The sequence below is a fragment of the Stenotrophomonas sp. 59 genome (assembly GCF_030291095.1).
Taxonomy (GTDB): domain Bacteria; phylum Pseudomonadota; class Gammaproteobacteria; order Xanthomonadales; family Xanthomonadaceae; genus Stenotrophomonas; species Stenotrophomonas maltophilia_Q.
In genome coordinates this window covers 4032277-4057119 of the sequence record NZ_CP127408.1, presented here as the reverse complement: position 1 = coordinate 4057119, position 24843 = coordinate 4032277, and the positions used below count along the sequence as shown (strand labels likewise).

General features: G+C 67.9%; 24 protein-coding genes and 2 riboswitches. Of the genes, 11 read left to right on the top strand and 13 right to left on the bottom strand.

The annotated features are described in order from the left end of the window. Positions 1 to 253: 253 nt before the first annotated feature. Positions 254 to 871 (bottom strand): trimeric intracellular cation channel family protein, encoded by a 618-nt coding sequence (locus tag QP552_RS18620; protein WP_099554504.1) that lies wholly within the window; start codon positions 869 to 871, stop codon positions 254 to 256. An 84-nt stretch (positions 872 to 955) separates the two neighbouring features. Continuing rightward, positions 956 to 1059: riboswitch (glycine riboswitch) on the bottom strand. 13 nt (positions 1060 to 1072) lie between these two features. Then, positions 1073 to 1162: riboswitch (glycine riboswitch) on the bottom strand. 40 nt (positions 1163 to 1202) lie between these two features. On the opposite strand from QP552_RS18620, the gene QP552_RS18615 reads away from it, so the two are divergent. The 4 genes from QP552_RS18615 (at position 1203) to QP552_RS18600 (ending at position 2980) form a co-directional block, all read left to right on the top strand. Next, positions 1203 to 1478, top strand: a complete 276-nt coding sequence (locus QP552_RS18615; protein ID WP_286074322.1) for a GIY-YIG nuclease family protein — start codon at positions 1203 to 1205, stop codon at positions 1476 to 1478. Between the two features lie 144 nt (positions 1479 to 1622). Beyond that, positions 1623 to 2039 carry a hypothetical protein gene (locus QP552_RS18610; RefSeq protein ID WP_286074320.1) on the top strand — a complete coding sequence of 139 codons (417 nt, stop codon included), beginning with the start codon at positions 1623 to 1625 and terminating at the stop codon, positions 2037 to 2039. 68 nt (positions 2040 to 2107) lie between these two features. Beyond that, on the top strand, positions 2108 to 2539 hold the full coding sequence (locus QP552_RS18605; RefSeq protein ID WP_106548910.1) for a nuclear transport factor 2 family protein: 432 nt from the start codon (positions 2108 to 2110) through the stop codon (positions 2537 to 2539). A 3-nt stretch (positions 2540 to 2542) separates the two neighbouring features. After that, positions 2543 to 2980 (top strand): hypothetical protein, encoded by a 438-nt coding sequence (locus QP552_RS18600; RefSeq protein ID WP_111113020.1) that lies wholly within the window; start codon positions 2543 to 2545, stop codon positions 2978 to 2980. Here the strand turns inward: QP552_RS18600 and QP552_RS18595 are convergent. The 3 genes from QP552_RS18595 to QP552_RS18585 all read right to left on the bottom strand — a co-directional run bounded on the left by QP552_RS18595 (position 2972) and on the right by QP552_RS18585 (position 6740). After that, positions 2972 to 4612 (bottom strand): XVIPCD domain-containing protein, encoded by a 1641-nt coding sequence (locus QP552_RS18595; RefSeq protein ID WP_286074318.1) that lies wholly within the window; start codon positions 4610 to 4612, stop codon positions 2972 to 2974. The genes QP552_RS18600 and QP552_RS18595 overlap by 9 nt on opposite strands. Beyond that, positions 4609 to 5397 carry a hypothetical protein gene (locus tag QP552_RS18590; protein WP_111113022.1) on the bottom strand — a complete coding sequence of 263 codons (789 nt, stop codon included), beginning with the start codon at positions 5395 to 5397 and terminating at the stop codon, positions 4609 to 4611. Before QP552_RS18590 ends, QP552_RS18595 begins: the two co-directional genes overlap by 4 nt. 62 nt (positions 5398 to 5459) lie before the next feature. Continuing rightward, positions 5460 to 6740 (bottom strand): NAD(P)/FAD-dependent oxidoreductase, encoded by a 1281-nt coding sequence (locus QP552_RS18585; protein WP_106548906.1) that lies wholly within the window; start codon positions 6738 to 6740, stop codon positions 5460 to 5462. Positions 6741 to 6863: 123 nt separating this feature from the next. On the opposite strand from QP552_RS18585, the gene QP552_RS18580 reads away from it, so the two are divergent. Both QP552_RS18580 and QP552_RS18575 read left to right on the top strand, forming a co-directional pair. Beyond that, on the top strand, positions 6864 to 7643 hold the full coding sequence (locus QP552_RS18580) for an NYN domain-containing protein (RefSeq protein WP_005411210.1): 780 nt from the start codon (positions 6864 to 6866) through the stop codon (positions 7641 to 7643). A 105-nt stretch (positions 7644 to 7748) separates the two neighbouring features. Then, on the top strand, positions 7749 to 8369 hold the full coding sequence (locus tag QP552_RS18575; RefSeq protein ID WP_099554526.1) for a glutathione S-transferase: 621 nt from the start codon (positions 7749 to 7751) through the stop codon (positions 8367 to 8369). Between the two features lie 111 nt (positions 8370 to 8480). Here the strand turns inward: QP552_RS18575 and QP552_RS18570 are convergent, their stop codons facing one another. Then, positions 8481 to 10658, bottom strand: coding sequence for a primosomal protein N' (locus QP552_RS18570; protein ID WP_111113076.1), 2178 nt, complete (start codon positions 10656 to 10658; stop codon positions 8481 to 8483). Between the two features lie 413 nt (positions 10659 to 11071). Here QP552_RS18570 and QP552_RS18565 point away from each other — a divergent pair, with 413 nt between their 5' ends. The 4 genes from QP552_RS18565 to sppA all read left to right on the top strand — a co-directional run bounded on the left by QP552_RS18565 (position 11072) and on the right by sppA (position 16340). Beyond that, positions 11072 to 12076, top strand: a complete 1005-nt coding sequence (locus QP552_RS18565; RefSeq protein ID WP_111113025.1) for a hypothetical protein — start codon at positions 11072 to 11074, stop codon at positions 12074 to 12076. Continuing rightward, positions 12069 to 12644 carry a DUF3106 domain-containing protein gene (locus QP552_RS18560; RefSeq protein ID WP_286074314.1) on the top strand — a complete coding sequence of 192 codons (576 nt, stop codon included), beginning with the start codon at positions 12069 to 12071 and terminating at the stop codon, positions 12642 to 12644. Before QP552_RS18565 ends, QP552_RS18560 begins: the two co-directional genes overlap by 8 nt. Positions 12645 to 12939: 295 nt before the next feature. Beyond that, positions 12940 to 14304: an MATE family efflux transporter gene (locus QP552_RS18555; protein ID WP_286074312.1), complete on the top strand. Its 1365-nt coding sequence runs from the start codon at positions 12940 to 12942 to the stop codon at positions 14302 to 14304. Positions 14305 to 14417: 113 nt separating this feature from the next. Beyond that, positions 14418 to 16340, top strand: a complete 1923-nt coding sequence (gene sppA / locus QP552_RS18550) for a signal peptide peptidase SppA (RefSeq protein WP_049427515.1) — start codon at positions 14418 to 14420, stop codon at positions 16338 to 16340. A gap of 152 nt (positions 16341 to 16492) precedes the next feature. Here the strand turns inward: sppA and QP552_RS18545 are convergent, their stop codons facing one another. Continuing rightward, on the bottom strand, positions 16493 to 16705 hold the full coding sequence (locus QP552_RS18545; RefSeq protein ID WP_111113028.1) for a hypothetical protein: 213 nt from the start codon (positions 16703 to 16705) through the stop codon (positions 16493 to 16495). A 111-nt stretch (positions 16706 to 16816) separates the two neighbouring features. On the opposite strand from QP552_RS18545, the gene QP552_RS18540 reads away from it, so the two are divergent. Further along, positions 16817 to 17593, top strand: a complete 777-nt coding sequence (locus QP552_RS18540) for an SDR family oxidoreductase (protein WP_019660789.1) — start codon at positions 16817 to 16819, stop codon at positions 17591 to 17593. Between the two features lie 95 nt (positions 17594 to 17688). Here the strand turns inward: QP552_RS18540 and QP552_RS18535 are convergent, their stop codons facing one another. The 7 genes from QP552_RS18535 to QP552_RS18505 form a co-directional block, all read right to left on the bottom strand. Continuing rightward, a complete protein-coding gene (locus QP552_RS18535; RefSeq protein ID WP_111113029.1) occupies positions 17689 to 18432 on the bottom strand; it encodes a hypothetical protein in 744 nt (247 codons plus the stop codon). 35 nt (positions 18433 to 18467) lie between these two features. Continuing rightward, positions 18468 to 19160 carry a DUF4124 domain-containing protein gene (locus QP552_RS18530; protein ID WP_286074310.1) on the bottom strand — a complete coding sequence of 231 codons (693 nt, stop codon included), beginning with the start codon at positions 19158 to 19160 and terminating at the stop codon, positions 18468 to 18470. 43 nt (positions 19161 to 19203) lie between these two features. Continuing rightward, complete coding sequence (locus QP552_RS18525; RefSeq protein WP_111113031.1) at positions 19204 to 19794, bottom strand: Sua5/YciO/YrdC/YwlC family protein; 591 nt, start codon at positions 19792 to 19794, stop codon at positions 19204 to 19206. 99 nt (positions 19795 to 19893) lie between these two features. Further along, positions 19894 to 22374, bottom strand: coding sequence for a DNA topoisomerase I (locus QP552_RS18520; protein ID WP_111113032.1), 2481 nt, complete (start codon positions 22372 to 22374; stop codon positions 19894 to 19896). Between the two features lie 192 nt (positions 22375 to 22566). Then, on the bottom strand, positions 22567 to 23499 hold the full coding sequence (locus tag QP552_RS18515; protein ID WP_286074306.1) for an RDD family protein: 933 nt from the start codon (positions 23497 to 23499) through the stop codon (positions 22567 to 22569). Positions 23500 to 23548: 49 nt separating this feature from the next. Continuing rightward, positions 23549 to 24307: a pilin gene (locus tag QP552_RS18510; RefSeq protein WP_106548895.1), complete on the bottom strand. Its 759-nt coding sequence runs from the start codon at positions 24305 to 24307 to the stop codon at positions 23549 to 23551. A 39-nt stretch (positions 24308 to 24346) separates the two neighbouring features. Further along, positions 24347 to 24820 carry a DUF494 family protein gene (locus QP552_RS18505; RefSeq protein ID WP_005411195.1) on the bottom strand — a complete coding sequence of 158 codons (474 nt, stop codon included), beginning with the start codon at positions 24818 to 24820 and terminating at the stop codon, positions 24347 to 24349. Between the last annotated feature and the right edge of the window lie 23 nt (positions 24821 to 24843).

Here is a 24843-nt window from a genome sequence, read left to right as displayed (position 1 = left end):
ATGCGGGCCCGTCGGCGCGTTCACGGCACCACGGGCAGCGGGGAGGGAGTGTCTGGCGGGGCCGCGGGCGCGGCGTGGCTGGATGCCGTCGCGCGTGCGACGGGGTGACAATGGTAGCCAATCACCCCGGCCAATGCCGCATGACCATGGTCATGCAACGCACTCGGTAGTGCCGACCGCTGGCCGGCAACCTGCTGGAATCTGCGGGCGTGTGCCGTGTTGCCGGCCAGCGGCCGGCACTACCGTCAAACAATCAATGCACTTCGTCGTGATAGACGAACTTCGGCATTTCCCAGCGGTAGTGGATCGCCAGCAGGCGCAGTGCGAAGCCGCCGCCGAGGCAGCACAGGATCGCGGTGGCGTCGGCAACGCCCCAGTGCAGCAGCAACAGGTAGGCGGCGCCGGTCAGCAGCGCGATGATCGCGTACAGCTCCTTCTGGAAGATCAGCGGTACTTCGTTGCAGAGGATGTCGCGCAGCACGCCGCCGAACGCACCGGTCAGCATGCCGGCGATCAGCACGATGGGGGTGGCATGGCCGGCCTCGCGTGCGATCGAGCAGCCGATCAGGGTGAAGGCGATCAGGCCCAGCCCGTCCAGCACAAGGAAGGTGCGGCGGAAGTGGTGCATCCAGCGCGCCACCCAGGTAGCGATCAGCGCCGCGCACACGGTGAAGCCCAGGTATTCGGGATGCTTCACCCAGCCCAGCGGGTAGTGGCCGAGCAGGATGTCGCGCAGCGAACCACCACCGAGGGCGGTGACGCAGGCGATCATGACCACGCCGAACAGGTCCATGCGGCGGCGGCCGGCGGACAGCGCGCCGGTCATGGCTTCGGCGGAAATGGCGATCAGGTAGATGATGGACAGCAGCATGGGGCAGGCTCCGGGCGCGGTGGGGCCGGCCATGCGCGTATACCGCCATTGCCTGCGCAATGACGGGATGACGATGACCGGTGCCGCTCCCGCTGTCCTTTTGCCTGAGAGTTCAGCGGCGTGGGCCGCGTGCCCCTTCGGCGGATCGTCCCGGGCATGCCCGGTGACCTCTCTCCAGCTCGGCGAGTCGAATGCATGGTTGGTGGGATTCCAGCCCACCGGCCTGAGCGATCATGGGAGCCTGCGCCTTCGGCGGGCGCCAGCGCGGCGCCTCTCTCCTGCATTCGGCCGCCAGTATATCCGCTGCAGTGCAGCACGGCATAATCCCGGCATGGCCCCGTCCCCCCGCCCGTGGTTCCTGTACCTGCTCGAATGCCGTGATGGCAGCTACTACGCGGGTATCAGCACCGACGTGGACGCACGCTTCGCCGCCCACCAGGCGGGCAAGGGCGCGCGCTACACCCGGGCCCGGCCGCCACTGCGCGTGCTGGCCGTGCGCGAATACCCGGATCGTTCCGCCGCCTCGCGCGCCGAATGGCAACTCAAGCAGCAGCCGCGCGAACGCAAGCTGGCCTGGCTGCAGGCCTCGGACGCCCGGCTTCTGTAGAGCCGAGCCCGCGCTCGGCTGCTGTTCCGTCTGCCCGTTGCAGGACCCGGGCAGGGGCTCGGCCCTACGGTAGATCCACGCCCTGCGTGGATAGGCCTTGTCCATGCCATGATCGCCACACCCATCGACACATGGATCCGTCCGATGAAGAACCGCGGGATGTTGCTGTTGACTGCCTGCGTGGCCCTTCTGGCCTGCACCCAGGCACCGTCGCCGCCGCCACTGCAGCATGGGCAGATCGGCACCGCCGCTGAGCTGGCAGCTTACGGCCCGAGCACACCCGAACCGATCCACCTGCGTCGTGACCGGGTCCCTCCCGATCTGGTCGATCTGATCCCGTTCGCGGAAAAGTGGGGGATCGGCGATGACGTGCTTCGCAACGAAATGCAGGAGCGTGCCACTGACGCGGAAAAGCAGGCATTGGCGGATGCGCTGGCGGGGCGCCATGCGCGTATCACCGCCTGGTTGGACAGCTTCCCGCAGGGGCAGCCCATGTCTGAAGAAGCCGCTGCGTTCATGTACATGCAGCTGGGCACCGACGAAATGCGCCTGATGCCGTAGATCCACGCCATGCGTGGATGCGGCTTGCACATGCCATGATCATCCAGCCCTCAGCGCTGGAGACCCGGATGTCCACGATCGCCCTGCTGTTCGCCCTTTCCGCAGCCACAAGCCCCGCCGCCGACCCGGCCACCCTCGCGGCCATCGAAGCCACCTGCCATGACTACGTCGACGGCCAGCTGGAGGCCGACCCACAGCGCGTCGCCCGGTCCCTGCACCCGGACCTGGCCAAGCGCGCGGTCCTCGGTGATACACCCGATGAGCGCCTTGGCCTGCGCCGGATGTCGAAGGAAGAACTGGTCTCGTTGACGAAGCAGGGTGCGCTGAAGACCCCGAAGGAGCAATGGGACCGCCGCTGCACGGTGCTGGACGTGACCGGCAACGCCGCCTCGGTGCGGCTGGAAACACCGTGGTTCGTCGATTACTTCCACATGGGCCGCTTCGGGCAGCGCTGGGTCATCGTCAACGCATTGTGGTACCCGAAGCCGAAGGCGCAGTGACTGATGCGTGCCGTGGGCCGGGCGTGGATCGCGCTGCTTCTGCTGTTGACCTTCCTGGCCCTGCTGCCGGGCCTGGTGTATCTGCTGGGATTGGTCGCGACCGAGGGCCGGCCGCAACCTGTCGATTCCGCGCGGAGCGGCGGCGCGTGTGGTGCTGCGAGCTACGCCCACCACGTACCGATGGATCCATGGCGATTCATGGCGCGCCACGTGGGAGTGAATGCGAAGGTGAACGTGCCTGATGTCGAACTCGAAGCTTCCTGGATCGCACGCGTCCACCTCGGGCACCATCCACGCCACAGCATGCTGCGCTGGCACCTGAGCTCGGCAGCATTGACCATCTGGATCACCCGGCACTGGTCGTCACGGCAGATCGCGGGCACGGCTCGGGCCCAAGGGTACTGCCCGCCCCGACCGTCGCATGGGCGCGGATCAGACTGACCGCGCCTGCTGGGACAGGGTGCTCTGGTGATCCTGCTCCTCCTGCCTGGACCGCGCATCGGTCTGTCGATGTGCGTCATTCAGCGACTGCAGCTGCGCCAATGACGTGTCCACGGGGGTGGCAAATGCCTGCGCGGCCGGCATCTGTGCCCTGAGATGGGCCGGGTCGGACAGATCGCCCTGCACAACGAAGAGCGTTTCTGCCCTGCCGTCCTGCGAAGGCGAGGCGCCCAGCACGACATGGTCGATGCGTGTCAGCCCGGCCTCGCGGGCCAGGCAGGTCGAACTGGCTGCAAGGCGTTGCGTGTTCTCGCCGAAAGGCTGGGCCCGGCTGTCTTCCAGGTGTCGTACCGCCTCCTCGGCCTGTTGCAGCAGCGGATCGGAAAGCGCGGCACGCCGTCGCTCCGGTTGTGCGGGTTCGACGTGCAGCAGCTGTTCGGGCATCCCGTTGCGCGGGGCGCGGTTGAGGTCGATGGAGCCGTCGGCATTCTGCTGGCGATGCAGTTCCGCACGCGGTACGGTGGACCACTGGCCATCGATGAAGGCGTGGCCGCGACCGTCCCGGTTCCAGATCACCAGATCATCGCCGGAGGCGTACAGGCCGGCGGTGGCCGGCGAGTTGCCTGCCGCCTGCGGGCGGCCCCAGGCATGTGAGCGCCCGTGCTGCAGGGCATCGAGGTAGGCCGGTGCCTCGGTGTTCTGCAGGAACAGGGTCTTGATCACCTCGTAGCGATGCAGGGCCTCGGGATGTGCACGATCGGCGGCCAGCGCCACCGGGCTGGCCAGCGGGTCGGCGGAGACACCGGCGAACACGTCGCGCATCGGGTTGCCTGGCCCTGCGGCCCGCAACCGGTTGAAGACCTCGGTGCCCTTCAGGGCATGCTCAACGCCGCTTTCCAGATAGTCGGGCTGTTCCCTGCCGCGTACGACGCGGTTGGGAAGCATGCCGTCGATCCGTGTCTTGACGTCATCCACGCTGGCCAGGTCGCCGCTGGCAATCGATCGCAGAACGCCAGGATAGCGGCTCAACCCTGCCTGGTTCTCCAGCTTCATCAGCATGGTGGCGAGCTTGGCCTGGTCATCCAGCGATGCATGCTGGTACAGGTCGGTGCCGCGTAGCTGCTGCATCGCGCCGCCAGGATCCCGGCGGCCATCGCCGTGGCGGAGCAGGCGGTCGACCTGGCTGACATCGTGTGCATGCACGAACGCAACGCCGTCGCTGGACGCGAGAAAGGTGTTCAGATGGCCGCGGATGGTCCCATCCAGGGCACGCCCGTTCTGCGCCCTGATGCCGTCGCCATCGCGCTGCAGGTCGGAAACCGTCTGCTGCCGCTGGCGTGCATCAAGCTCCAGCGAGGGCTGCTGCTGGCGTGCCCAGCGCTGATAGGCGTCCACCAGCTGGGTCGCCACCTCCGGGTGCTGGCCCAGATCGGTCTGCAGTGTGCCGATGGAGAAACCACTGTTGCCCACCGGCGTCATGACATTGCCATTGATGTTGCCGGCGAAGGACAGCTGATAGGCCACATTGCGGCCGGCGTTGCTGCCCTCGGACGCCACGCCGATGGCGAAGTAGGCCAGTGTGCGCAGTTGCGCATCACTGAGCTGCGGGCGATCCTGCGGTGCCGTGCTCATGGGCTGTTCTCCCTGCCGTTGGCGGTGCGCCCACACATCTTCAGGGCTTCGCGCACGGATGCGATGAGGGCGACGTACTCATCCGCTGCAACCGGTGACATCCCGTCCGTGAGTTCGTCATCGCTGCGCGCGGCGTCCTCGGCATAGGGCGACAGTGCGGCCTGGCAGGCCGCGTTGTTTCCTGCCTCATGCTGGGCCGAAGCGATCGCCAGCCTGATGTCGGCGATCGTGCTCAATGGAAGCGTGCCCGCGCAGGACGCCTGGAGCGCTTCCAGCGTGCCGGCGGTGCCGGCGGCGGAATACGGCGCGGTCTTTTCAGCGGCCTTGCGCAGCGCGGCGGCAACGTTGTCCGTCATGCAACGGTCGCTCACCGCAAGGTAGTGTCCCTTGAATCCCCCGTTGCTGCCGCAGTAAGCGGCGCAGGCATCGGCCGTGCGCGTACCGATCTCGATTCCCTGGGCGGTAGGTTGCATCGTGAGCAGGCATTGCGCTGCGCCGGGTGCGGGATCCACCGCGACGGACTGCAGATCGTCGCCGAGCGTGCCCGCCAGGCTGCATCCGGCGCCGGAGGATTCAGTCTCCAGATGGAACTGCAGCGATGTGCTGCCAGGGCGTGCCTGCAGCAGCAGCTGTCCCCATCCTCGTTCGGTCGAGTAGGTACCGGGTGACAGGCGTGGAGAGGGTGCTGGCGAAGGGGCGGAGACTTCCGCCTGCGACTGCCCCGCAGGACAGCCGGAGAGCAGGGCGGCCGCGATCAGGGCGGGCAACCATTTCAGCAGGTCCATGCGGCTTCATTCCATGAGCGACCGGCTTACGCTAGCAGCCCGTGCGTGAAGACCTCCGGGGCCTAGCGCCTGGGCCGCCGGTCGTCCTGGTCATCGCCGAAGATGATGCGCGCGCTGCGCTGGTAGCTCCAGTACGCCACCGCCCAGTTCAGCAGCACCACGATGCGGTTGCGGAAGCCGATCAGGAAGAACACGTGCGCGGCCAGCCAGAACCACCAGGCCAGGATGCCCGACAGCTGCAGTCGGCCCAGGTGCACAATGGCGGCCATGCGGCCGATGGTGGCCAGATTGCCGTAGTCGGCGTACTTGAACGGACCGGGTTCGGGCTTGCCGTGCAGGCGCGCGCGGATGACCTCGGCCACGTACTTGCCCATCTGCTTGGCCGCGGGCGCCACACCGGGTACCGGCTTGCCGTTGGCCTGGTCCAGCGCGGCCAGGTCGCCGGCCACGAACAGCTCCGGGTGACCCGGCAGGGTCAGGTCCGGTTGCACCTGCACGCGTCCTGCGCGGTCCAGCGGCACGTCCAGCGTGCGCGCCAGCGGTGAAGCGGCCACGCCGGCGGCCCACACCACGGTGCGTGCCGGCACGAACTGATCGCCGAGCTTGAAACCCTGGCTGCCGATGTCGCTCACCGGGGTACCCGTCAGCACTTCCACGCCGAGCTTTTCCAGCTGCCGGCGCGCCTTCAGCGAAAGCACTTCCGGGAACGAGGACAGTACGCGCGGGCCCGCCTCGACCAGCCGCACCTTGGCGCTGGCCGGGTCGATGTGGCGGAATTCATTGCGCAGCGTATGCCGCGCGATTTCGGCCAGGGTGCCGGCCAGCTCGACGCCGGTAGGGCCGCCGCCGACGATGGCGAAACTCAGCCACGCCGCTTTCTTTGCCGGGTCCGGTTCGGCCTCGGCGCGTTCGAAGGCCAGCAGCAGCTTGCGGCGAAGCGCGATGGCATCGTCCAGCGTCTTCAGGCCGGGCGCATCATCGGCCCATTGGTCGTTGCCGAAGTAGGCGTGGGTGGCGCCGGTGGCCAGCAGCAGGCTGTCGTAGTCCAGCGCGCTGCCATCGGCCATGCGGATCTGCCGGGCCTGCTTGTCGATGGCCACCACTTCGCCCAGGCGGACTTCCACATTGCGCTGGTGGCCGAGGATGTGGCGCAGCGGTGCGGCGATATCCGGCGCGGACAGGCCTGCGGTGGCCACCTGGTACAACAGGGGCTGGAACAGATGATGGTTGCGGCGGTCGACCAGGGTGATGCGTATGCGCTCGCGTGCCAGGGCACGGGTGGCCCAGAGACCGGCAAAACCGCCGCCGACAACGACCAGGTGGGGAACGCGCTCACGACTCATCGACTCACTCCAGTGGGGGCATTGGGGGAAGCGCCTGGCATCTTCTCACGGCGACCGCCTGTCACGTCAGCGCCCGCGTGGATCGGCGATACTCGGGTTCAGGCAACCGCCCGCGAGGAGTCCATGAGCGAACCGGAAAAGCGCATCGCCCTGTTGATCGACGCCGACAATGCGCCGGCCTCGAAGATCGACGAAGTGCTGGCCGAAGTGGCCCGCTACGGCGTGGCCAACGTGCGCCGCGCCTACGGCAACTGGAAGAGCCCGCGATTGAAGGGCTGGGAAGCCGTGCTGCACGAATACGCGATCCGCCCGATCCAGCAGTTCGCCTACAGCAAGGGCAAGAACGCCTCGGACATGGCGATGGTGATCGATGCCATGGACCTTCTGTACGCGCGCAATCTCGATGGCTTTGCCATCGTCTCCAGCGATGCCGACTTCACCCCGATGGTGATGCGCCTGCTGACCGATGGCGTGAAGGTGTATGGCTTCGGCGAGAAGAAGACGCCGGAACCCTTCGTCAATGCGTGCTCGAAGTTCACCTATCTGGAGGCGCTGGGCCAGACCCATGCCAGCGTGCCGGATACCGAACAGGCATCGAGCGAACAGGCATCGAACGAGCCGGTGGCCAACGACGATGCGCGCCCGCGCAAGAGCGGTGCGGAAATGCGCAGCGACACGCGGCTGGTGAAGATGCTGCGCCGCGCGGTGTCCGCGGCCGAGGGCGAGGATGGCTGGTCGCACCTCGGCCCGGTCGGCAGCCAGATCGGCAACCAGGCGTCGTTCGACCCGCGCAACTACGGCTACGGCAAGCTCAGCGATCTGCTGGCGGCGATCGGCCTGTTCGAACTGAAGAAGGATGGCAAGTCGTCCTATGTGCGCGCGCTGCCAAAAAAGAACCGGTAGCGCCGGGCCATGCCCGGCGGACGGCCAACACGGTCATTCCGCACGCATATCTCCACCCGATCAGGCGTATCGTTGCCGCTCGCATTGCCAGCAAGGAAAACCCGCATGTTGAAGATCTGGGGCCGTCGCAATTCCAGCAACGTCCGCAAGGTGCTGTGGTGTGCCGAGGAGATCGGCCTGCCGTACGAGTCCATCGAAGTCGGTGGCAGCCACGGCGGCACGCAGACGCCGGAATACCAGGCGATGAATCCCAACAGCCTGGTGCCGGTGATCGAAGACCACGGCCTGCCGCTGTGGGAGTCCAATGCCATCGTGCGCTACCTGAGCGCGCGCTACGCGCTGGGCACGCTGTACGCTGAAGACCCGATGGAACGCGCCCAGGCCGAGAAGTGGATGGACTGGAGCACCTCGCGGATGGCGCCGCTGTACAGCGACCTGGTCTGGGGCATCATGCGCACCGCACCGGCCGACCGCGACGAATCGCGGATCAATGCGGCCATCGTGCGTGCCGGGGACTATCTTGCGATGGCTGATGCAACCCTGGCCAGGCAGCCGTGGCTGTCGGGCGATACGTTCGCGATGGGTGACATCCCGCTGGGCTCGCAGATCTACGCGTGGTTCGAATTGCCGATCCAGCGCCCGGAGCTGCCGCACCTGGCCGAATGGTACGCCCGCCTTCGCGAGCGTCCCGCCTACCAGCGCGGCGTGATGTCGCCGCTGACGTAAGCGCTGGCGTTCCGGATAGCGGTGACCCCGCGGGTAGCGCCGGGCCATGCCCGGCGAACGCGGTGTACGAAGGCCCGCCGGGCACGGCCCGGCGCTACCGTGCGATGGGCCTCAATACAGATCCGTCGGATCCACATCCAGCGACCAGCGCACCTTGCGTGCTTCCGGCAGCGCGTACAGCTGTGGCACCAGCTGCCCGAGCACGCCGTGCAATGGCGGCCGCTGCACGGCAGACAGCAGCAGCTGCGTGCGCTGGTAGCCGGCCCGCCGCGGCATTGGCGCCGGCATCGGCCCGTAGGCCTCGACCACGTTCTGTTCGCCCAGCAGGTGCCGCGCTGCCAGCAGGAACGCGTTGGCATGCTCCACCTGCTGCGCCTCGGCGCGCATCAGCGCCAGGTGCGCGAAGGGAGGGAATCCGGCGGCCTGGCGCTGGTTCAGTTCGGCCTGCGCGAAGGGGTGGTAGCCACCGCTGACCAGGGTTTCCAGCAGCGGGTGCCCCGGGTGATGTGTCTGCAGCCAGACCTCGCCCGGGTCGCGTGCGCGTCCGGCGCGACCGGCGACCTGGATCAGCTGCTGCGCCAGCTTCTCGCTGGCGCGGAAGTCGGCCGAGAACAGGCCCTCGTCGATGCCGACCACCACCACCAGGGTCAGCTTGGGCAGGTCGTGGCCCTTGGCCAGGATCTGCGTGCCGACCAGGATGCCGGGCTGGTCGCCCAGTTTCGCCAGCTGTTGTTCCAGTGCATCGCGGCGTGACGTGGTGCCGCGGTCGATGCGCACCACCGGGAAATCGGCGAAGGCGGCGGTGAGATGTTCTTCCAGGCGCTCGGTGCCGATGCCCTGCGGTTGCAGCGCCAGGCTCCCGCACGCGGGGCATGCCAGCGGCGCTGGCTGCCGCGCGCCGCAGTGATGGCATTGCAGGCGACGGCCACCGCCATGCACGGTCATCGGCGCATCGCAGCGGTTGCACGGTGCGGTCCAGCCGCAGTCGTGGCACAGCAGCACCGGTGCGTAGCCACGGCGGTTCTTGAACACCAGCACCTGCTGGCCGCGCTGCAGGTGCTCGCCGATACCGGCCAGCACATCGGCCGAGAGGCCGTCATGCAATGGCCGCTTGCGTACATCAAGGATGCGCACGCGCGGTGGCCGCGCATCACCGGCACGCTGCTTCAGGCGCAGGTGGGTGTAGCGCCCGGCATAGGCGTTGTGCAGCGTTTCCAATGAAGGCGTAGCGCTGCCCAGCAGCACCGGGATGCCCAGCGTCTTGGCCCGCACCAGGGCGAAATCGCGTGCGTGGTAGCGGATGCCATCCTGCTGCTTGTAGCTGCCGTCATGTTCCTCGTCGACGATCAGCAGGCCGGCCTGCGGCAGCGGCGTGAACACCGCCGAGCGGGTGCCGACGATGACCCGCGCTTCGCCGCGGGAGGCCGCTGCCCAGACGCGCGCGCGCTCGTTGTCGTTCAATCCCGAGTGCAGGGCATGCACGGCGATGCCGAGGCGGCCGCGGAAGCGTGCCAGGGTCTGCGGGGTGAGGCCGATTTCCGGCACCAGCACCAGCGCCTGCTTGCCTTGCGCCAGGCAGTGGATGATGGCCTGCAGGTAGACCTCGGTCTTGCCGCTGCCGGTTACGCCATCCAGAAGGAACGGTTGGAAGCCCTCGACTGCGTTGATCGCCGCCACGGCCTCGGCCTGGTCCGGGTTGAGGGTGGGGCCGGGCAGTGGCTGCGCGTGCTGCGGCGCCACGCTCAGCGCCACGCGCTCGGCCAGTTCCCGCTTGGCGAGGCTGCGCGCGGCGGTGCGCCAGTCGTCCATGCGTTCGCCCAGCACGTCTTCATCGACGATGGCGTCGGCCAGCAGTTCGGCCAGCTGCCGGGGGCGGCTGCCGGCACGCAGTTTTTCGCGCTGGGCGCGCCCTTCGGCGGTCAGCTGCCAGCCCCAGTGATGGGTGTCGGGCAGGGCGTCGCCATGGCGCAGCGGGCCCGGCAGGGCGGTGCTCAGCACCTCGCCCAGCGGTGCATGGGTGTAGCGCGCCAGCCATTGCAGGCTCTGCCACAGCTCGCCCTGCAGCAGCGGTTGCGGGTCGCACCAGGCCAGGGCCTGGCGCAATCCCTGGCCGTCATCGGTCTGGCCGTGGCCGGCCACCACGCCGACCAGCTCGCGGTTGCCGAACGGCACCTTCAGGCGGCAGCCGACCGCGACCGTGGGGCCATCGCCCTCCGGCGACAGGTAGTCGAACAGGCGTGGCAGCGGGACGGGCAGGGCGACCTGCAGGGTCGGAATGGGTGAAAGCATCGGGCCAGTGTAACGGGCCATGCGCGCGCGAATGGCAGGGGGCAGAGGCGGCCGGGGAGCCCCCGTTGAATCATAAATGTCACCTAAATATCGGTGTCCATTGGAGATTCAGTCTTATCCACATGTTCTGTGGATAACGTTGTGCGTTACCGGTCGACGGGAACGCAGGAGGCCGATGGCGACGAGCTCACGCTTGGGTTGGTCAAAAAATCGCCACACTTCAAAGTCATTCAAAATCAACAACTTGAGTGTGAAACATTGCTGAAACAGAGTGAATTCAGCTGGATGCCGCAGTTTTCCCCGGGGCGGGCGTGGTGCTGTGCACAACCTGCAGCACGAAGTGCCTTTGGGCGCAAGTCCTACGGGTGCCGATGGGCTGCCGCTATCATGCTGGCAGACCTTTGGAGTGACCGATGACGGCTGTGCCCGCCCCTGTTTCCTCGACCGCGGCCGGCGCGCTGTCGGCGTTCCTGCGCGGCGTCGAGCGCCGCGCCCTGGTGGTGGCTGAGCTGCAGTGCGGCGACGCCGCGCGTGCCGAGCAGACCCTGGTGGCGGTGATGCGCGCCTTTGCCGCGGTCGCCAGCGACCTGCCGATGGCGCAGTGGCCGACCCGCTTCTGGACCCTGCTGGGCCAGCGCCAGGCGCTGCGCGAGCCGGTGGGCGGCCAGTGGCTGCCGCCGTTGGCTGTGCTGGGCGAGATGGGGCCGCTGCCACGCTTGGCACTCCTTCTGCGGGTGGGCGGCAGTCTGGACGAGGGCATCGCCATGCGCGTGCTCGACCAGGACGAAGCGGGCTACCAGCACCTGCTGGCCGATGCCTGCCCCCGCGATGCACACGGCCAGCCCGATGCGTCGGCCTGGCGCCAGCTGGCCGAACAGGTGCAGCTGCGCATCCGCGACCTGCCGGCCAAGCGCCTGCAGCAGCTGCAGCAGCCGGCTGCACCAGCCGCCAGCAATGAAGCTCCCTCGACCAGTTGGCGCGCACCGCAGCGCGATGATCGTGCGGCCGCCCAGGGCAAGCGGCGGCGTCCCAATGCCAGGCCGCGCTGGCGCGGTCCGGCGATCCTGCTGGTGACGGTGGCGGTGCTGTTGGCCGCGGCGCTGGGCTGGCGCTACTGGCAAGGACATTCATCCGGTAGCGATGCTCCACTGCCGGAAGGTGTCGTGGGTGAAGCTGGCCCGGTCACGGTGGAAGCGCTTCCGCCGAGCAAGGTCAACGCTACGCCGGATGCGACCCCGGCCCAGGCCTCCGACGACGCCACGATGCTGGCTGACCGCGACTATCCGCTGGTGGCTGATGCCGATCTGTATGCCTGGACCGCCGCCGGCGGCCCGTTGCCGGTGGATGAATCGCAATCCAAACCGAGCCGGCCGGAGCCGGCCAGCGCTACGCTGGAAACGGCTGCCGCCGATGAATAAGACGCTGTTCGCCAGCCTGCTGCTGGCCCTGCCGCTGTCGCTGTCCGCTGCGCCGCAGACCTTGAACGTGCCATTGCCGCCGCCGGTGCCGGCCACCTCATTCGCCGCGCCAGCCCCGCCGGCCGCGCCCGCATCGTTTGCCCAGCTCGATGCTCCGCAGCAGCGTCAGCGCCGAGCCGACTACGCGGCCTGGCGCGCCCTGCCGGAGAGCGAGCGGGAGCGCATCCGGCAGGCTGCGGCGCGGTTCAACGCGCTGCCGGCGGACCAGCAGCAGCGTCTGCGCCAGCAGTTCCAGGCGCAGGACCAGGCGTTCCGTGAAGGCTGGCGGCTGGGCCCGCAGCTGGGACTGGAGTTCCCCAAGCTGCACGGCCTGTTCGGCTTCGTGCCACCGGAACAGCGCGAGGCCGCGCTGGCCGTGCTGCGCCAGCTCAGCCCGGCGCAGCTGGCCCAGCTGACCCTGGTCGCGCAGCGCACGCCACCGCAGGAACGTGACACGGTGCGTGGCGCGTTCCTCGCGGTGCCGGCCGCCGAGCGCGACACCTGGCTCAAGCGCCAGGCTGGCCAGTAAACCCGAAGGCGTAGCGTCGACGGGTAACCTCGACAGGGTAGAGTCGACTGTCAGTCGACTTCCGCGCGCAGCGCGGGGTTTTCGCGGTCCTGTATGAAGAGCAGTCGACTGACAGTCGACTCTACAGGGGGGCGTCTTTTCCGGTAACGCGATCGCAACGCGTGATGCCGAGGCCTGCCGGAACCCAGCATTCACGCCATGTCATGGGAATGCGCGCGCTGCGCGCGTAAGATGACCGGCCGCAACCCGGTGCCTGTGCCCTTCGCGCGCAACCGTAGTTCGCGTCAAGCACCTTATGTCTACTGCAACCTCCACGCCGCGCTTCAGCAAGGAAGTCGGCGCCACCGGTCTGCTCGCCCTGCCGCTTGTGCTCGGGCATGTGTCCACCGGTCTGATCTCCTTCGTCGACAACGTGATTGCCGGCCACCACGCCACCGCGACCCTGGCTGCGGTGACCATCGGCACGGCGCTGCTGTGGCTGCCGATGCTGATCCCGATCGGCACCCTGATCTCGCTTACCGCATCGGTGTCGCAGCTGCATGGCGCCGGCCGCGAGCGCGAGATCGGCCCGCTGTTCCGCCAGGCACTGTGGCTGGCGCTGGGCCTGGGCCTGATCATGTTCACCTTCCTCACCGTGGTGCCACCGCTGCTGCCGGCCTTCGGCATCGCGCCGGACATCGTGCCGGGTGCCACCGCGTTCCTGCATGCGGTGCGCTGGGGTGGCCCTGCGTTGACCCTGTACTTCTGCATGCGCTACCTCAGCGAGGGCATGCACTGGACGCTGCCGACCATGCTGCTCGGCTTCGGCGGCCTGCTGGTGCTGGCACCGATGGGCTACGTGCTGGCCAACGGCAAGCTCGGCTTCCCGGAAATGGGCGCCGAGGGCCTCGGCATCGCCTCGGCGGTGATGATGTGGCTGCAGGCCATCGCGTTCGCCACCTACCTGTGGTTCACCAAGCGCTTCGCCCACCTGCAGCTGTTCTCGCACGTCGAGGGGCCGCGCTGGAAGGCGATCTGGGAGCTGCTGCGCACCGGCCTGCCGATCGGCATCACCGTGCTGATGGAAGGCGGTCTGTTCATCGTCACCGCGCTGCTGATCGGCCGCCTCGGTGCCAATGAAGCGGCCGCGCACCAGATCGCGATCAACGTGGCGCAGCTGTGCTTCATGATCCCGATGGGCGTGGCCGAAGCCACCACCGTGCGCGTCGGCCATGCGGTTGGCCGGGGCGATGGTTTCGGCGTGCGCCGTGCGGCGTGGGCCGGCTACGCGATCATCATGGGCACGCAGACGCTGTCGGCGGCGGTGCTGCTGTTCGGCCACGATGCCATCGTCGGTGTTTACACCAACGACCTGGCGGTGGCCGGCCTGGCCTCGACGCTGCTGCTGTACGCGGCCACCTTCCAGTTCCCGGATGGCATCCAGGTGCTGTCGGCCGGCGCGCTGCGCGGCCTGAAGGACACCCGCGTGCCGATGTTCATCGCCATGTTCGCGTACTGGGGCCTGGGCATGCCGCTCGGCGCCGGGCTCGGCCTGGGCCTGGGCATGGGCCCGCAGGGCATGTGGATCGGCCTGATCGTCGGCCTGACCGCCGCCGCCATCCTGATGGGCTGGCGCCTGCGCCGCAGCAGCCTGCGCATCGGCCAGTCGATGCTGTCCTGACCTCCCGTTCCCGCCACCCTCCGTGGCGGGCGATCCCCTGACTTGTGTCCGATGCCGCATCACGCGGCACCGGCTATGCTGGTACCACGGCAAGAAGCCATCCGGAGCGCTCCATGAATCAACCCGTGCCCCCGCTGCCCCCGGCGCGTCGCAACCCCGTCGCCAGTTTCTTCATCGGGCTGTGGGACGTCATGAACTTCACCCGCCGGTTGATCCTCAACCTGGTGTTCTTCGGCCTGCTGTTCCTGCTGCTGGTGATGTTCGTCATCGCCGCCGGCATGGGCGCCGGTGCCAGCAAGTCGCTGCAGGACCGCACCACCCTGGTGATCGCGCCGGAAGGCCGCCTGGTCGAGCAGTTCAGCGCCGATCCGGTCAGCCGCGCGCTGGCCAAGGCGGTGGGCGACAACGGCGCCGAAGAGATCCAGCTGCGCGACCTGCTGCGGGTGATCGAGTCGGCCAAGGAAGACAAGAAGATCGAGCGCGTGGTGCTGGAGCTGGACAAGCTGCAGCCGTCGGGCTTCGCCTCGCTGCGTGAAGTCGCCGCCGCGTTGCAGGACCTGCGCGCGTCCGGCAAGCAGCTGGTGGCCTACAGCGAGAGCATGGGCCAGTCGCAGTACCTGCTGGCCGCACAGGCCGACGAGGTCTACCTGGACCCGATGGGGTCGGTGGTGCTCGAGGGCCTGGGCCGCTACCGCCAGTACTTCCGCACCGGCCTGCAGGACAAGCTGGGCGTGGACGTGCACCTGTTCAAGGTGGGCGAGTACAAGTCCGCGGCCGAGCCGTACGTGCTTGATGCGGCGTCGCCGGCCTCCAAGGAAGCGGACCTGTTCTGGATGAATGATGTGTGGCAGCGCTACCTGGCCGACATCGCCAAGGCACGCCGCCTGGATCCGGCACAGCTGGCCGCCGGCATCGACACGCTGCCGGAAGGCATCGCCGCCGCCGGTGGCGACCTGGCCAAGTTCGCCCTGCAGCAGAAGCTGGTGACCGCGCTGAAGACCCGCGAGGAGTTCGAGGATCTGATGATCGAGCGCGGCGTGGCCGACGACGATGCAGACGGCGGTTTCCGCAACGTCGACTTCGGTCGTTACCTGGCCCTGCTCGACGCGCGCCGCAACCCGGTGGACTCGCGTCCGCAGGTGGCGGTGGTGGTGGCCGAGGGCGAGATCAGCGGTGGCGACCTGCCGGCCGGCCGCATCGGCGGCGAGTCGACCTCGGCGCTGCTGCGTGCCGCGCGTGACGACGAAAACGTGAAGGCGGTGGTGCTGCGCGTGGATTCGCCGGGCGGTGAAGTGTTCGCCTCCGAGCAGATCCGCCGTGAAGTGGTGGCGCTGCAGGCCGCCGGCAAGCCGGTGGTGGTGTCGATGGGTGATCTGGCCGCTTCCGGTGGCTACTGGATCAGCATGAACGCCGATCGCATCTACGCCGATCCGTCGACCATCACCGGTTCGATCGGCATCTTCGGCATGGTGCCGAACTTCAGCCGCGCGCTGGACAAGATCGGCGTGCATACCGACGGCGTGGGCACCACCCGCTTCGCCGGTGCCTTCGACGTCACCCGCCCGATGGACCCGGCCGTGGGCCAGGTCATCCAGACGGTGATCAACAAGGGCTATGCCGACTTCACCGGTCGCGTCGCCGATGCCCGCAAGAAGCCGGTCGAGGCGGTCGATGAAGTGGCCCGTGGCCGCGTGTGGAGCGGTGCGCAGGCCAAGGAACGTGGCCTGGTCGACGCCTTCGGTGGCCTGAAGGACGCCGTGGCCGACGCCGCCAGCCGTGCCAAGCTGGGCAAGGCCGATGCCTACCGCGTGCGCTACATCGAGAAGGCGGCGACGCCGTTCGCGCAGTTCGTCAGCGGTTTCGCCGGCAGCCGCGCCGGTGCCTGGATGCTGTCCGACTCGGGCATGGCGCGGATGATGCTGGCGCGCACGATGCCGGAAGTGGACACCCAGTTGCGCTTCGTCGAGAACGCGGCCCGCGAGAAGGGCAACGGCGCGCCGGTGAAGGCGCTGGCGTATTGCTTCTGCGGGTTCTGATCGGAGCACCTATCCACGCATGGCGTGGATCTACTGGGTATGGCCACGCATGGCGTGGATCTACTGGAAACGCCCGGCTTCGGCCGGGCGTTCTCGTTCATGGGGTCGGATCCCTTTGCTTCGCAAAGGGCTCTGACCCCACAAGCCACCTGTCATTGCGTCGCGTCGGCTTCGGCCTTGCGCTCGCGTGCAGCGGCCTCTTCCACGGCCTTCCGTGCGTCCTTCGCACGGTCCAGGGGCTCCTGCATCGCGCGCGACATCGCCTTGGGCACCGGTGGCTTCTCCGGGTTCGGCGTCGGCGGCCGCTGGCAGGCCACCAGCAGCACGCTGGCCAGCAGGGACGAGGACAGGATCAGGGTGCGCATGGCGGCTCTCCGCGGTGGGCGTACGTGCAGTGTCGCATCCCCGGCAGGGGGCAGCCGTGAGCGCGTATCCTTGCCGCATCGAAATACAGCGGGCGCGGCCCCGGAGGACACATGACCCAGCAACGGTGGCGCCTGGACGGGCAGACCGCCCTGATCACCGGCGCCAGCGCCGGTATCGGCCTGGCCATCGCGCACGAACTGGCCGGCTTCGGGGCGGACCTGATGATCGTCGGGCGCGATATCGACATGCTGGAGACCGCGCGCGACGAGCTGCTGGACGTGTATCCGCAGATGCAGGTGCACGCGCTGGCCGCCGATGTCTCCGACGACGAGGACCGCCGCCAGATCCTGGACTGGGTGGAAGACCACAGCGATGGCCTGCACATCCTGGTCAACAACGCCGGCGGCAACGTCACCAAGGCGGCCACGGAGTATTCCGAGGACGAATGGCGGAAGATCTTCGAGACCAACCTGTTCTCGGCATTCGAGCTGTCGCGCTACGCGCATCCGTTGCTGGCACGCCACGCATCGTCGTCGATCGTCAACGTCGGCAGCGTGTCCGGTCTGACCCATGTGCGCAGCGGCGTGGTCTACGGCATGACCAAGGCGGCGATGCACCAGATGACCCGCAACCTGGCCGTCGAGTGGGCCGAGGATGGCATCCGGGTCAACGCGGTGGCGCCGTGGTACATCCGCACGCGGCGGACCTCCGGTCCGTTGTCGGACCCGGATTACTACGAGGAAGTGATCAACCGCACGCCGATGCGCCGCATTGGCGAGCCGGAGGAAGTGGCCGCGGCCGTGGGCTTCCTGTGCCTGCCGGCGGCCAGCTATGTCACCGGCGAGTGCATCGCGGTGGACGGCGGTTTCCTGCGTTACGGGTTCTGAGCGCAGGTCGTCTTTTCGCCGGGCATGGCCCGGCGCTACCGCGACGGCGCCCGATCACCCCGGTACCGGTAGATCCACGCCATGCGTGGATGCGGTCACCCCGGTACCGGGCAGTTGCTGGCCTCCAGCACACCCTGCAGCCGTTCCCGCTCGCCCCGTGCAGCGTCGCGGTTCTCCGGCGTGGCGAATCGTTCGCGGCCGCGTGCATCGCGGAAGCGCTGCTGCCAGCTGCCGCATCGCTGTGCTTCGGGCAGTTCCTCGCAACGGTCGCGCACGACTTCGCAGCCGGCCGCGTTCATCGGCGTGACCCCGCCCAGGCCCTGCACCGTCATCGGTTCGCAGCGGCCGGGTGATGCCTCGTACTCGTGCAGATAGCCACCACCCTGTCCGTCGGTGCACTGGAAGATCGGGGGAAGTGGTGGCTTCGGTGGTCCGTTGCCTGCTTCGGCACGAGCGTCGGCATCACGGCGCAGGGTCGCACTGTCGAGAATCTGGTTGCCACCTTCGCGTTCAACCATTCCCGCTTCCATGATGGTGCGCCCTTCGTCCGCGCGCCTTGGTGCCGCTGCGGCCGCAGGCACTGCTTCGGGCCTGGCCGGAGCCGCGGCGGGCGTCCCGGTGGCAACAGGTGCTGGCGCCTGGGGCGCGGCGACCACCGCCGGCTGTGCACTGGCCGGCTCGGGCACGCGCAGCACCTGCTGCTTGGTTCCGGACGGGCAGGGCGTACGTTGCAGGGTCGGTATGTCGCTGTTGCTGGACGTGCAGCGGTACACCACGCCGGCTTCGGCCAGTGCCGTGCCGGGCAACAACGCCAGGGCCAGCCAGATCAGTCTGTTCATGCGCACAGCGTACAGGCTGCGATGCAGGGCTGCGCTCAGCGCTGGCAGTCGCGTGACAGGCGCGCGTCGATGCCACGCTGTTCGTTGCTGATGGCGGTGCGCTCGCTCTGCAATGCGCTGTTGTAGCGACGATCCAGTTCCCAGCGACGGTCGCGCAGGCGCGCGCAGACCTCCTGGGGTGGCAGCGCGTGGCAGCTGTCGCGCACCAGGACGCTGCCGGCCGGGACCTGCACGCCTACGCCGACTGCGGGCGGCCGGTAACCTGCACCCTCGCCGACGGGAGAACCGATCGGTGTGCCGATGGCCGGGCGCGGACCCGGGTAGGCCGGGCCCCGATGCCCGTGTGGCAGCCAGACGCTGGTCCACAACGGCACCCAACGCGGATTGCCCTCGTTGCTGTCGCTGGTATAGCGCTGGCCGTCGTCGCGCACGCATTCGTACAGCGGCTGCGGCGGTTGGATGTAGACGTGGCGGACCTCGCGGTCACGCATCACCGGAGCTTCGTCCGGCGGTGCGGGCGTCGCATCGCTGCGTACCACCCGCGGCGCTGGATCGCGCGGGCGCTGCAGGTCGCGGACTTCCTGGCGGCCGCTGTTGCAGGGCGTGTCCTGCAGGGCCACCGCGCCGTTGCTGGCGACGCAGCGGTAGACCCGCACATCCTCGGCCGCCGGTGCCATCGATGGCAGCAGCAGCAGGCACAGGCCCAAGGCGGTGCGCAGCAGGTTCATGACGGCAGGGTGCGCGATTGTCAGGGGCAGCGCAATCGGCCGCTCAGGAGCGCAGCACGTTGCCGCTGAGCGCGTCGCGGATCGGGGTGGGCTGGGCCAGGCCACCGGTTTCGCCATCCAGGATGCCGTCGAGCAGGCGCAGCAGGCGTGGATCCAGTTCTTCGCGGCGGCGCGCTGGGGGCTCGCCGGCCAGGTTGGCGCTGGTGGAAACCAGTGGGCCTCCCCAGGCACGGCAGAGTTCGGCCACCAGCGGGTGGGCGCTGATGCGCACGGCGATGCCGCTGTGCTCCCCGGTGACCCACGGCTGGGCACGGGGTCCGGCGGGCAGGATCCAGGTGTTGGCGCCGGGCCAGCTGGCCAGCACCGCGCGTTGGCGTGCGTCCGGCAGCGCCTGCAGGCGCACCCAGCCTTCCAGCTGAGGCAGTTCGGCGGCAACGAGGATCATGCCCTTCTCGATCGGTCGCTGTTTCAGTCGCAGCACCATGTGCACCGCCGTCTCGTGCGAAGGGTCACAGCCCAGGCCCCAGACCGCTTCGGTCGGGTAGGCAATCACGCCGCCCGCGCGGAGCGTGGCGACAGCAGAGTCCAGGGTGAGTTCTTTCATGGCGGCGACCGGCCCGGCGTGGGCCTTCATTATCCCCCTGCAGCGTGCAGATGGGGTGGAACCTGCAACCCGGGTGGGTGCGGACCGTTGGTCCGCACACCTTGACCCTCATCCACGCATGGCGCGGATCTATTTCTTGGCAGCCTTCTTGACGGCCTTCTTGGCCGGCGCCTTCTTCGCGGCAGCCTTCTTCACCGCTTTCTTGGCCGGGGCCTTCTTGGCGGCAGCCTTCTTCGGCGCGGCTTCCTTCTTCACCGCGGCCTTCTTGGCCGGCGCCTTCTTCGCAGCGGCCTTCTTGGCACCGAAGCCCTTGCGCACCGGCTTGCCGGTTTCTTCCATCAGCTGCTGCACTTCAGCCAGGGTCAGCGATGCCGGCTCGCGATCCTTGGGGATCTTGCCGTTCATCCTGCCGTCGCTGATGTACGGGCCGAAGCGGCCGTTCAGCACCTGGATGTCGCTGCCGTCGAATTCCTTGATGATCCGGTTGCGCGCGATCTCTTCCTTCTCTTCGATCAGGAACACGGCGCGGGCCAGGTCGATGGTGTACGGGTCGTCTTCCTTCTTCAGCGAGGCGTAGGTGCTGCCACGCTTGGCGAACGGTCCGAAGCGGCCAATGCCGACGCTGACCGGCTCGCCCTTGTCCTCGCCCAGCGCGCGCGGCATCAGGAACAGTTCCAGCGCGTCTTCCAGCGAGATGGTGTGCATCGACTGGCCGGGGCGCAGCGAAGCGAACTTCGGCTTCTCCTCGGCATCCTCGGCGGTGCTGCCGATGGCGGCATACGGCCCGAAGCGGCCCAGCCGCACGCTGACCGGCTTGCCGGTCTTGGGGTCGGTGCCCAGCTCGCGCGCGCCACTGGCCTCGGCACGGTCGACCGATTCCTTCTTGTCTTCGACCAGTTCCTTGAACGGTTCCCAGAAGCGCGACATCAGCGGGATCCACTCTTCTTCGCCACGCGAGACGGCATCGAGCTCGTCTTCAAGCTTGGCGGTGAAGTCGTAATCCACGTACTGGGTGAAGTGGCTGGACAGGAACTTGGACACCGCACGGCCGACGTCGGACGGGCGGAAGCTGCGACCTTCCATTTCCACGTACTTGCGGAACAACAGGGTCTGGATGATCGAGGCGTAGGTCGAGGGACGGCCGATGCCGTACTCTTCCAGCGCCTTCACCAGCGCCGCTTCGGTGTAGCGCGGCGGCGGCTGGGTGAAATGCTGTTCGGCCTGGATGCGTTCCAGCGGCACGCGGTCGCCGGGCTTCATCGCCGGCAGCTTGCGGCCTTCGTCCTCGTCCTCGGCGCTCTTGTTGTCCTTGCCTTCCTCGTACACGGCCAGGAAGCCGGGCACGACCACGGTGGTGCCGCTGGCACGGAACACGTGCTCGCTGCCGGCCGACAGGTCGACGCTGACGGTGTTGAGCGTGGCCGGGATCATCTGGCAGGCCACTGCACGCTTCCAGATCAGTTCGTACAGGCGGCGCTCGTCGTCGGTGAGGAAGCGCGCGACCTGGGCCGGGGTGCGCAGGGCCGAGGTCGGGCGTACCGCTTCGTGCGCTTCCTGGGCGTTCTTGGACTTGGTCTGGTAGGTGTTGGGCTGGTCCGGCAGCGAGGCGATGCCGTAATCACGGGCGATCACATCGCGGATCTCGGCCAGCGCATCCTGCGACAGGTTCACCGAGTCGGTACGCATGTACGAGATCAGGCCGACGGTGCCCTCGTCGCCGATCGCCACGCCTTCATACAGCTTCTGCGCCACCTGCATGGTCTTGCGGGTGGTGAAGCCGAGCTTGCGCGAGGCTTCCTGCTGCAGGGTGGAGGTGGTGAACGGCGGCGCCGGGCGGCGCTTGCGCTCCTTGCTGGCCACGTCGGTGACGTGCAGCGAACCCTGCGCGGCCTGCTGGATGCGCATGCGCGCCGCTTCAGCGGTGTCGCCATCGGTGATGGTGAACTGCTCGAACTTCTGCCCGTCCAGCTTGATCAGCTTGGCGTTGAAGTGCTGGCTGGGGTGCGCGCACTCGGCGGCGATGGACCAGTATTCGCGGGCGATGAAGGCTTCGATCTCTTCCTCGCGCTCGACGATCATGCGCAGCGCCGGGCTCTGCACGCGGCCGGCGGACAGGCCGCGCTGGACCTTGCGCCACAGCACCGGCGACAGGTTGAAGCCGACCAGGTAGTCCAGCGCGCGGCGCGCCTGCTGGGCATCGACCAGGTCGCTGGCGATCGCGCGCGGCTGGCTGATGGCTTCCTTGATGGCGCGCGGGGTGATCTCGGTGAACACCACGCGCTGCATCGGCTTGTCCTTGACCAGCCCACGTTCCTTCAGGATCTCGGCGATATGCCAGCTGATCGCCTCACCCTCGCGATCCGGGTCGGTCGCCAGCAGGATGTCGTCGGCGCCCTTGGCGGCCTTGGCGATCGCATCGACGTGCTTCTCGTTCTTGTCGATCACGTCGTAGTGCATGGCGAACCCGTTGTCCGGGTCGACCGCGCCTTCCTTCGGAATCAGGTCACGCACATGCCCATACGAGGCCAGGACGGTGTAATCCTTGCCGAGGTATTTGTTGATCGTCTTGGCCTTGGCCGGCGATTCGACGATGAGCAGGTGCTTGGGCATGGCAGCAGGGTCTGTGGGGCGAACCGTGGGGAAGGGGCCGCTAGGGTGGAGCAAATGGCCGCATTAGTGAAGCGGCCACGCGCAAATCCATAAACTGAACGCCCGGTAATGTGCCGGGCGTTCAGGTTCACCTTATTAGAGGAATCACGCCCGGCCAGCCCGTGTCAAGCAGCCAGGCGTGAGGATGGCCGTTCAGGAGGCCATCTTGGCGATGAAGCCGACCGCGAATACCAGCAGCGCCAGGCCCACCAGCGACAGCAGGCCGGTCAACACCAGCACCAGCACGGTGACGGTGCCCAGCTCGCGGCGCTGCAGGTGGGGCTGGTCGGTGTAGGCCCAGCGGTCGACCACCAGGGTGTCGCAGATCATGTCGTGCAGGCCCTGCTTGCGCTCGGTGAAGGCCGCCATCAGGAAACCGATGCCGAGGGTGAAGCTGCTCAGCAGCATGGCCCAGTAACGACCGAACGCGCGGGCCTTGGTCAGGCGCTCGCCGTTGCCGCGCACGACCTTGATGCCCACCGCCATCTTGCCCAGCGTGGCGCCGCCCTTCGAGGCATGGAACCAGGTGTAGTACGCCATGCCGATGGCGAAGTTGATCAGTGCACTGGCCAGCTGCGCCACGATCTCGATGGCCGACTCGTCACTGCCCACCGCACCCATGCCGGCGCCGAGGATCACCCCGAGGATGACACCGATGATGCTGCCGGGGATGACCAGCACGAAGTAGTCGATCACGTAGGCTGCCACGCGCTTCCAGAAGCCCGCATAGACGACTTCGCCGCCGACCACCGGCTGTGCATGGGCGCCGGCACCGAGCGCTGCCGGGGCACTGTAGGGCGAGCTGCTGAGGGCGCCGGTGCCGGGCAGTGGCGCGGTACCGTTGTCGATGGCCGCATAGTCGTTGCGCAGATCGAAACCGCCACTGCCTGTGGCGGTACTTGCATCGGCCAGGGTCTGCAGCCCGAGCTCGTCGACCACCTGGCGCAGCGCCGCCCACTGGTCCATGCCTTCGCGCCAGACCAGGGTGTCCAGGTTCAACTGGCCGCGCTGGAAGCGCTGGCGGATCTCCTGCACCGGCAGCGGGCCCTGGCGCTGCTGTCCTTCGGCGTAATACCACTCAGTCATTGCATGTTCCCTGTTGGATCGTCCATGGAGGTGCTGGCATGCGCGCGGCTCAGCCGCGGCACGACTGCGGCAGGTACTTGTCGTCGCTTTCGCCGCTGCATTCCCAGCGGCCACTGTCACGGTCGTATTCCAGCCACAGCAGGTCGCCGTCGATGCCCTTGCCCGGTACCGCCAGCGTTGCTTCGATGCCGCAGTGGCCGTTGTTGAAGCGGCCGATGTTCACGGCAGACAGGCCCGCGTGGGCGAAGTCGCCCGGGGCCGGGAAGCCGGCGTCATTGGCACCCGGGCAGCGGCCTTCGTCATCGGCGAAATGCTGCACCTGGTCCTTCAGCGGCTGCAGCGCAGTCACGGCGCCGGCGACTTTGCTGCGCACGGTGTAATCCTTGTAGGCCGGCAGCGCGATCGCGGCGAGGATGGCCAGGATCGGCACCAACACCAGCAACAGGCCACCACCGATGATGGCGGTCAGCGCACAGCCGGACAGTTTCTTTTTCGGTGCCGGCAGAACGGTGGCCGATGCACTGGTGGCGTAGGGCGTGGACGCCGGCAGTACCGGCGGCTGCGGCGGAGGCGGTGCGACGGGTTCCGGTTCCGGCTCGGGTTCGACCGGCGGTGCGGCGGCGTCCAGCGCCGGCACGATCAGGCCGAGTTCGTCCACGACGGTGCGCAACGGCTGCCATTGCGGCAGGCCGTCGCGCCAGACCAGGGTGTCCAGGGTGATCTGGTTGTTGCGGAACAACTCGACCAACTGTTCCGCCGGCAGCGGGCCTTGCTGCCGGTTGCCTTCTGCATGGAACCACTCGCTCACGGGGACGCTCCTGAATGCGCTATGCCCCCAAGTGTACGGTCAGTGCAGGGGTTCTGGCTCGTCCATGAACATCTGCGTCTCCATCCAGGCATAGGCCGCTTCGGAGCCAGGCTGGTTGAACAGCACCATCAGCACGACCCATTTCAGGTCGTCCAGGTCCAGTTCGTCCTGGTCCAGGGCCATCGCCCGGTCCAGCACCAGCTCGCGCTGGTCGGCGTCGAGGATGCCGTGCTGTTCCAGGTACAGCAGGAAGCCGCGGCATTCCACGTCCAGCTTGTCCAGCTCGGGGCCGTGGTAGACGCGCACGGGGCCATCGACCCGTGCCTGGGCCACGCTCGGCCGCTGCGCGGCCAGGGCGTCGAGCCAGTCGAACGCCTTGTTGATCTCGGTTGGGCTGAAACCGGCCTGGATCAGGCCGTTCTGGAGCGAATCGCGGTCACGGATCAGGTCCGCGTCTTCGCTGAAATAGTGTTCAAACAGGTACAGCAGTACGTCCAGGATGCTCTCTTTCATTGCCCCTCGGCCTGCGTCGCGCG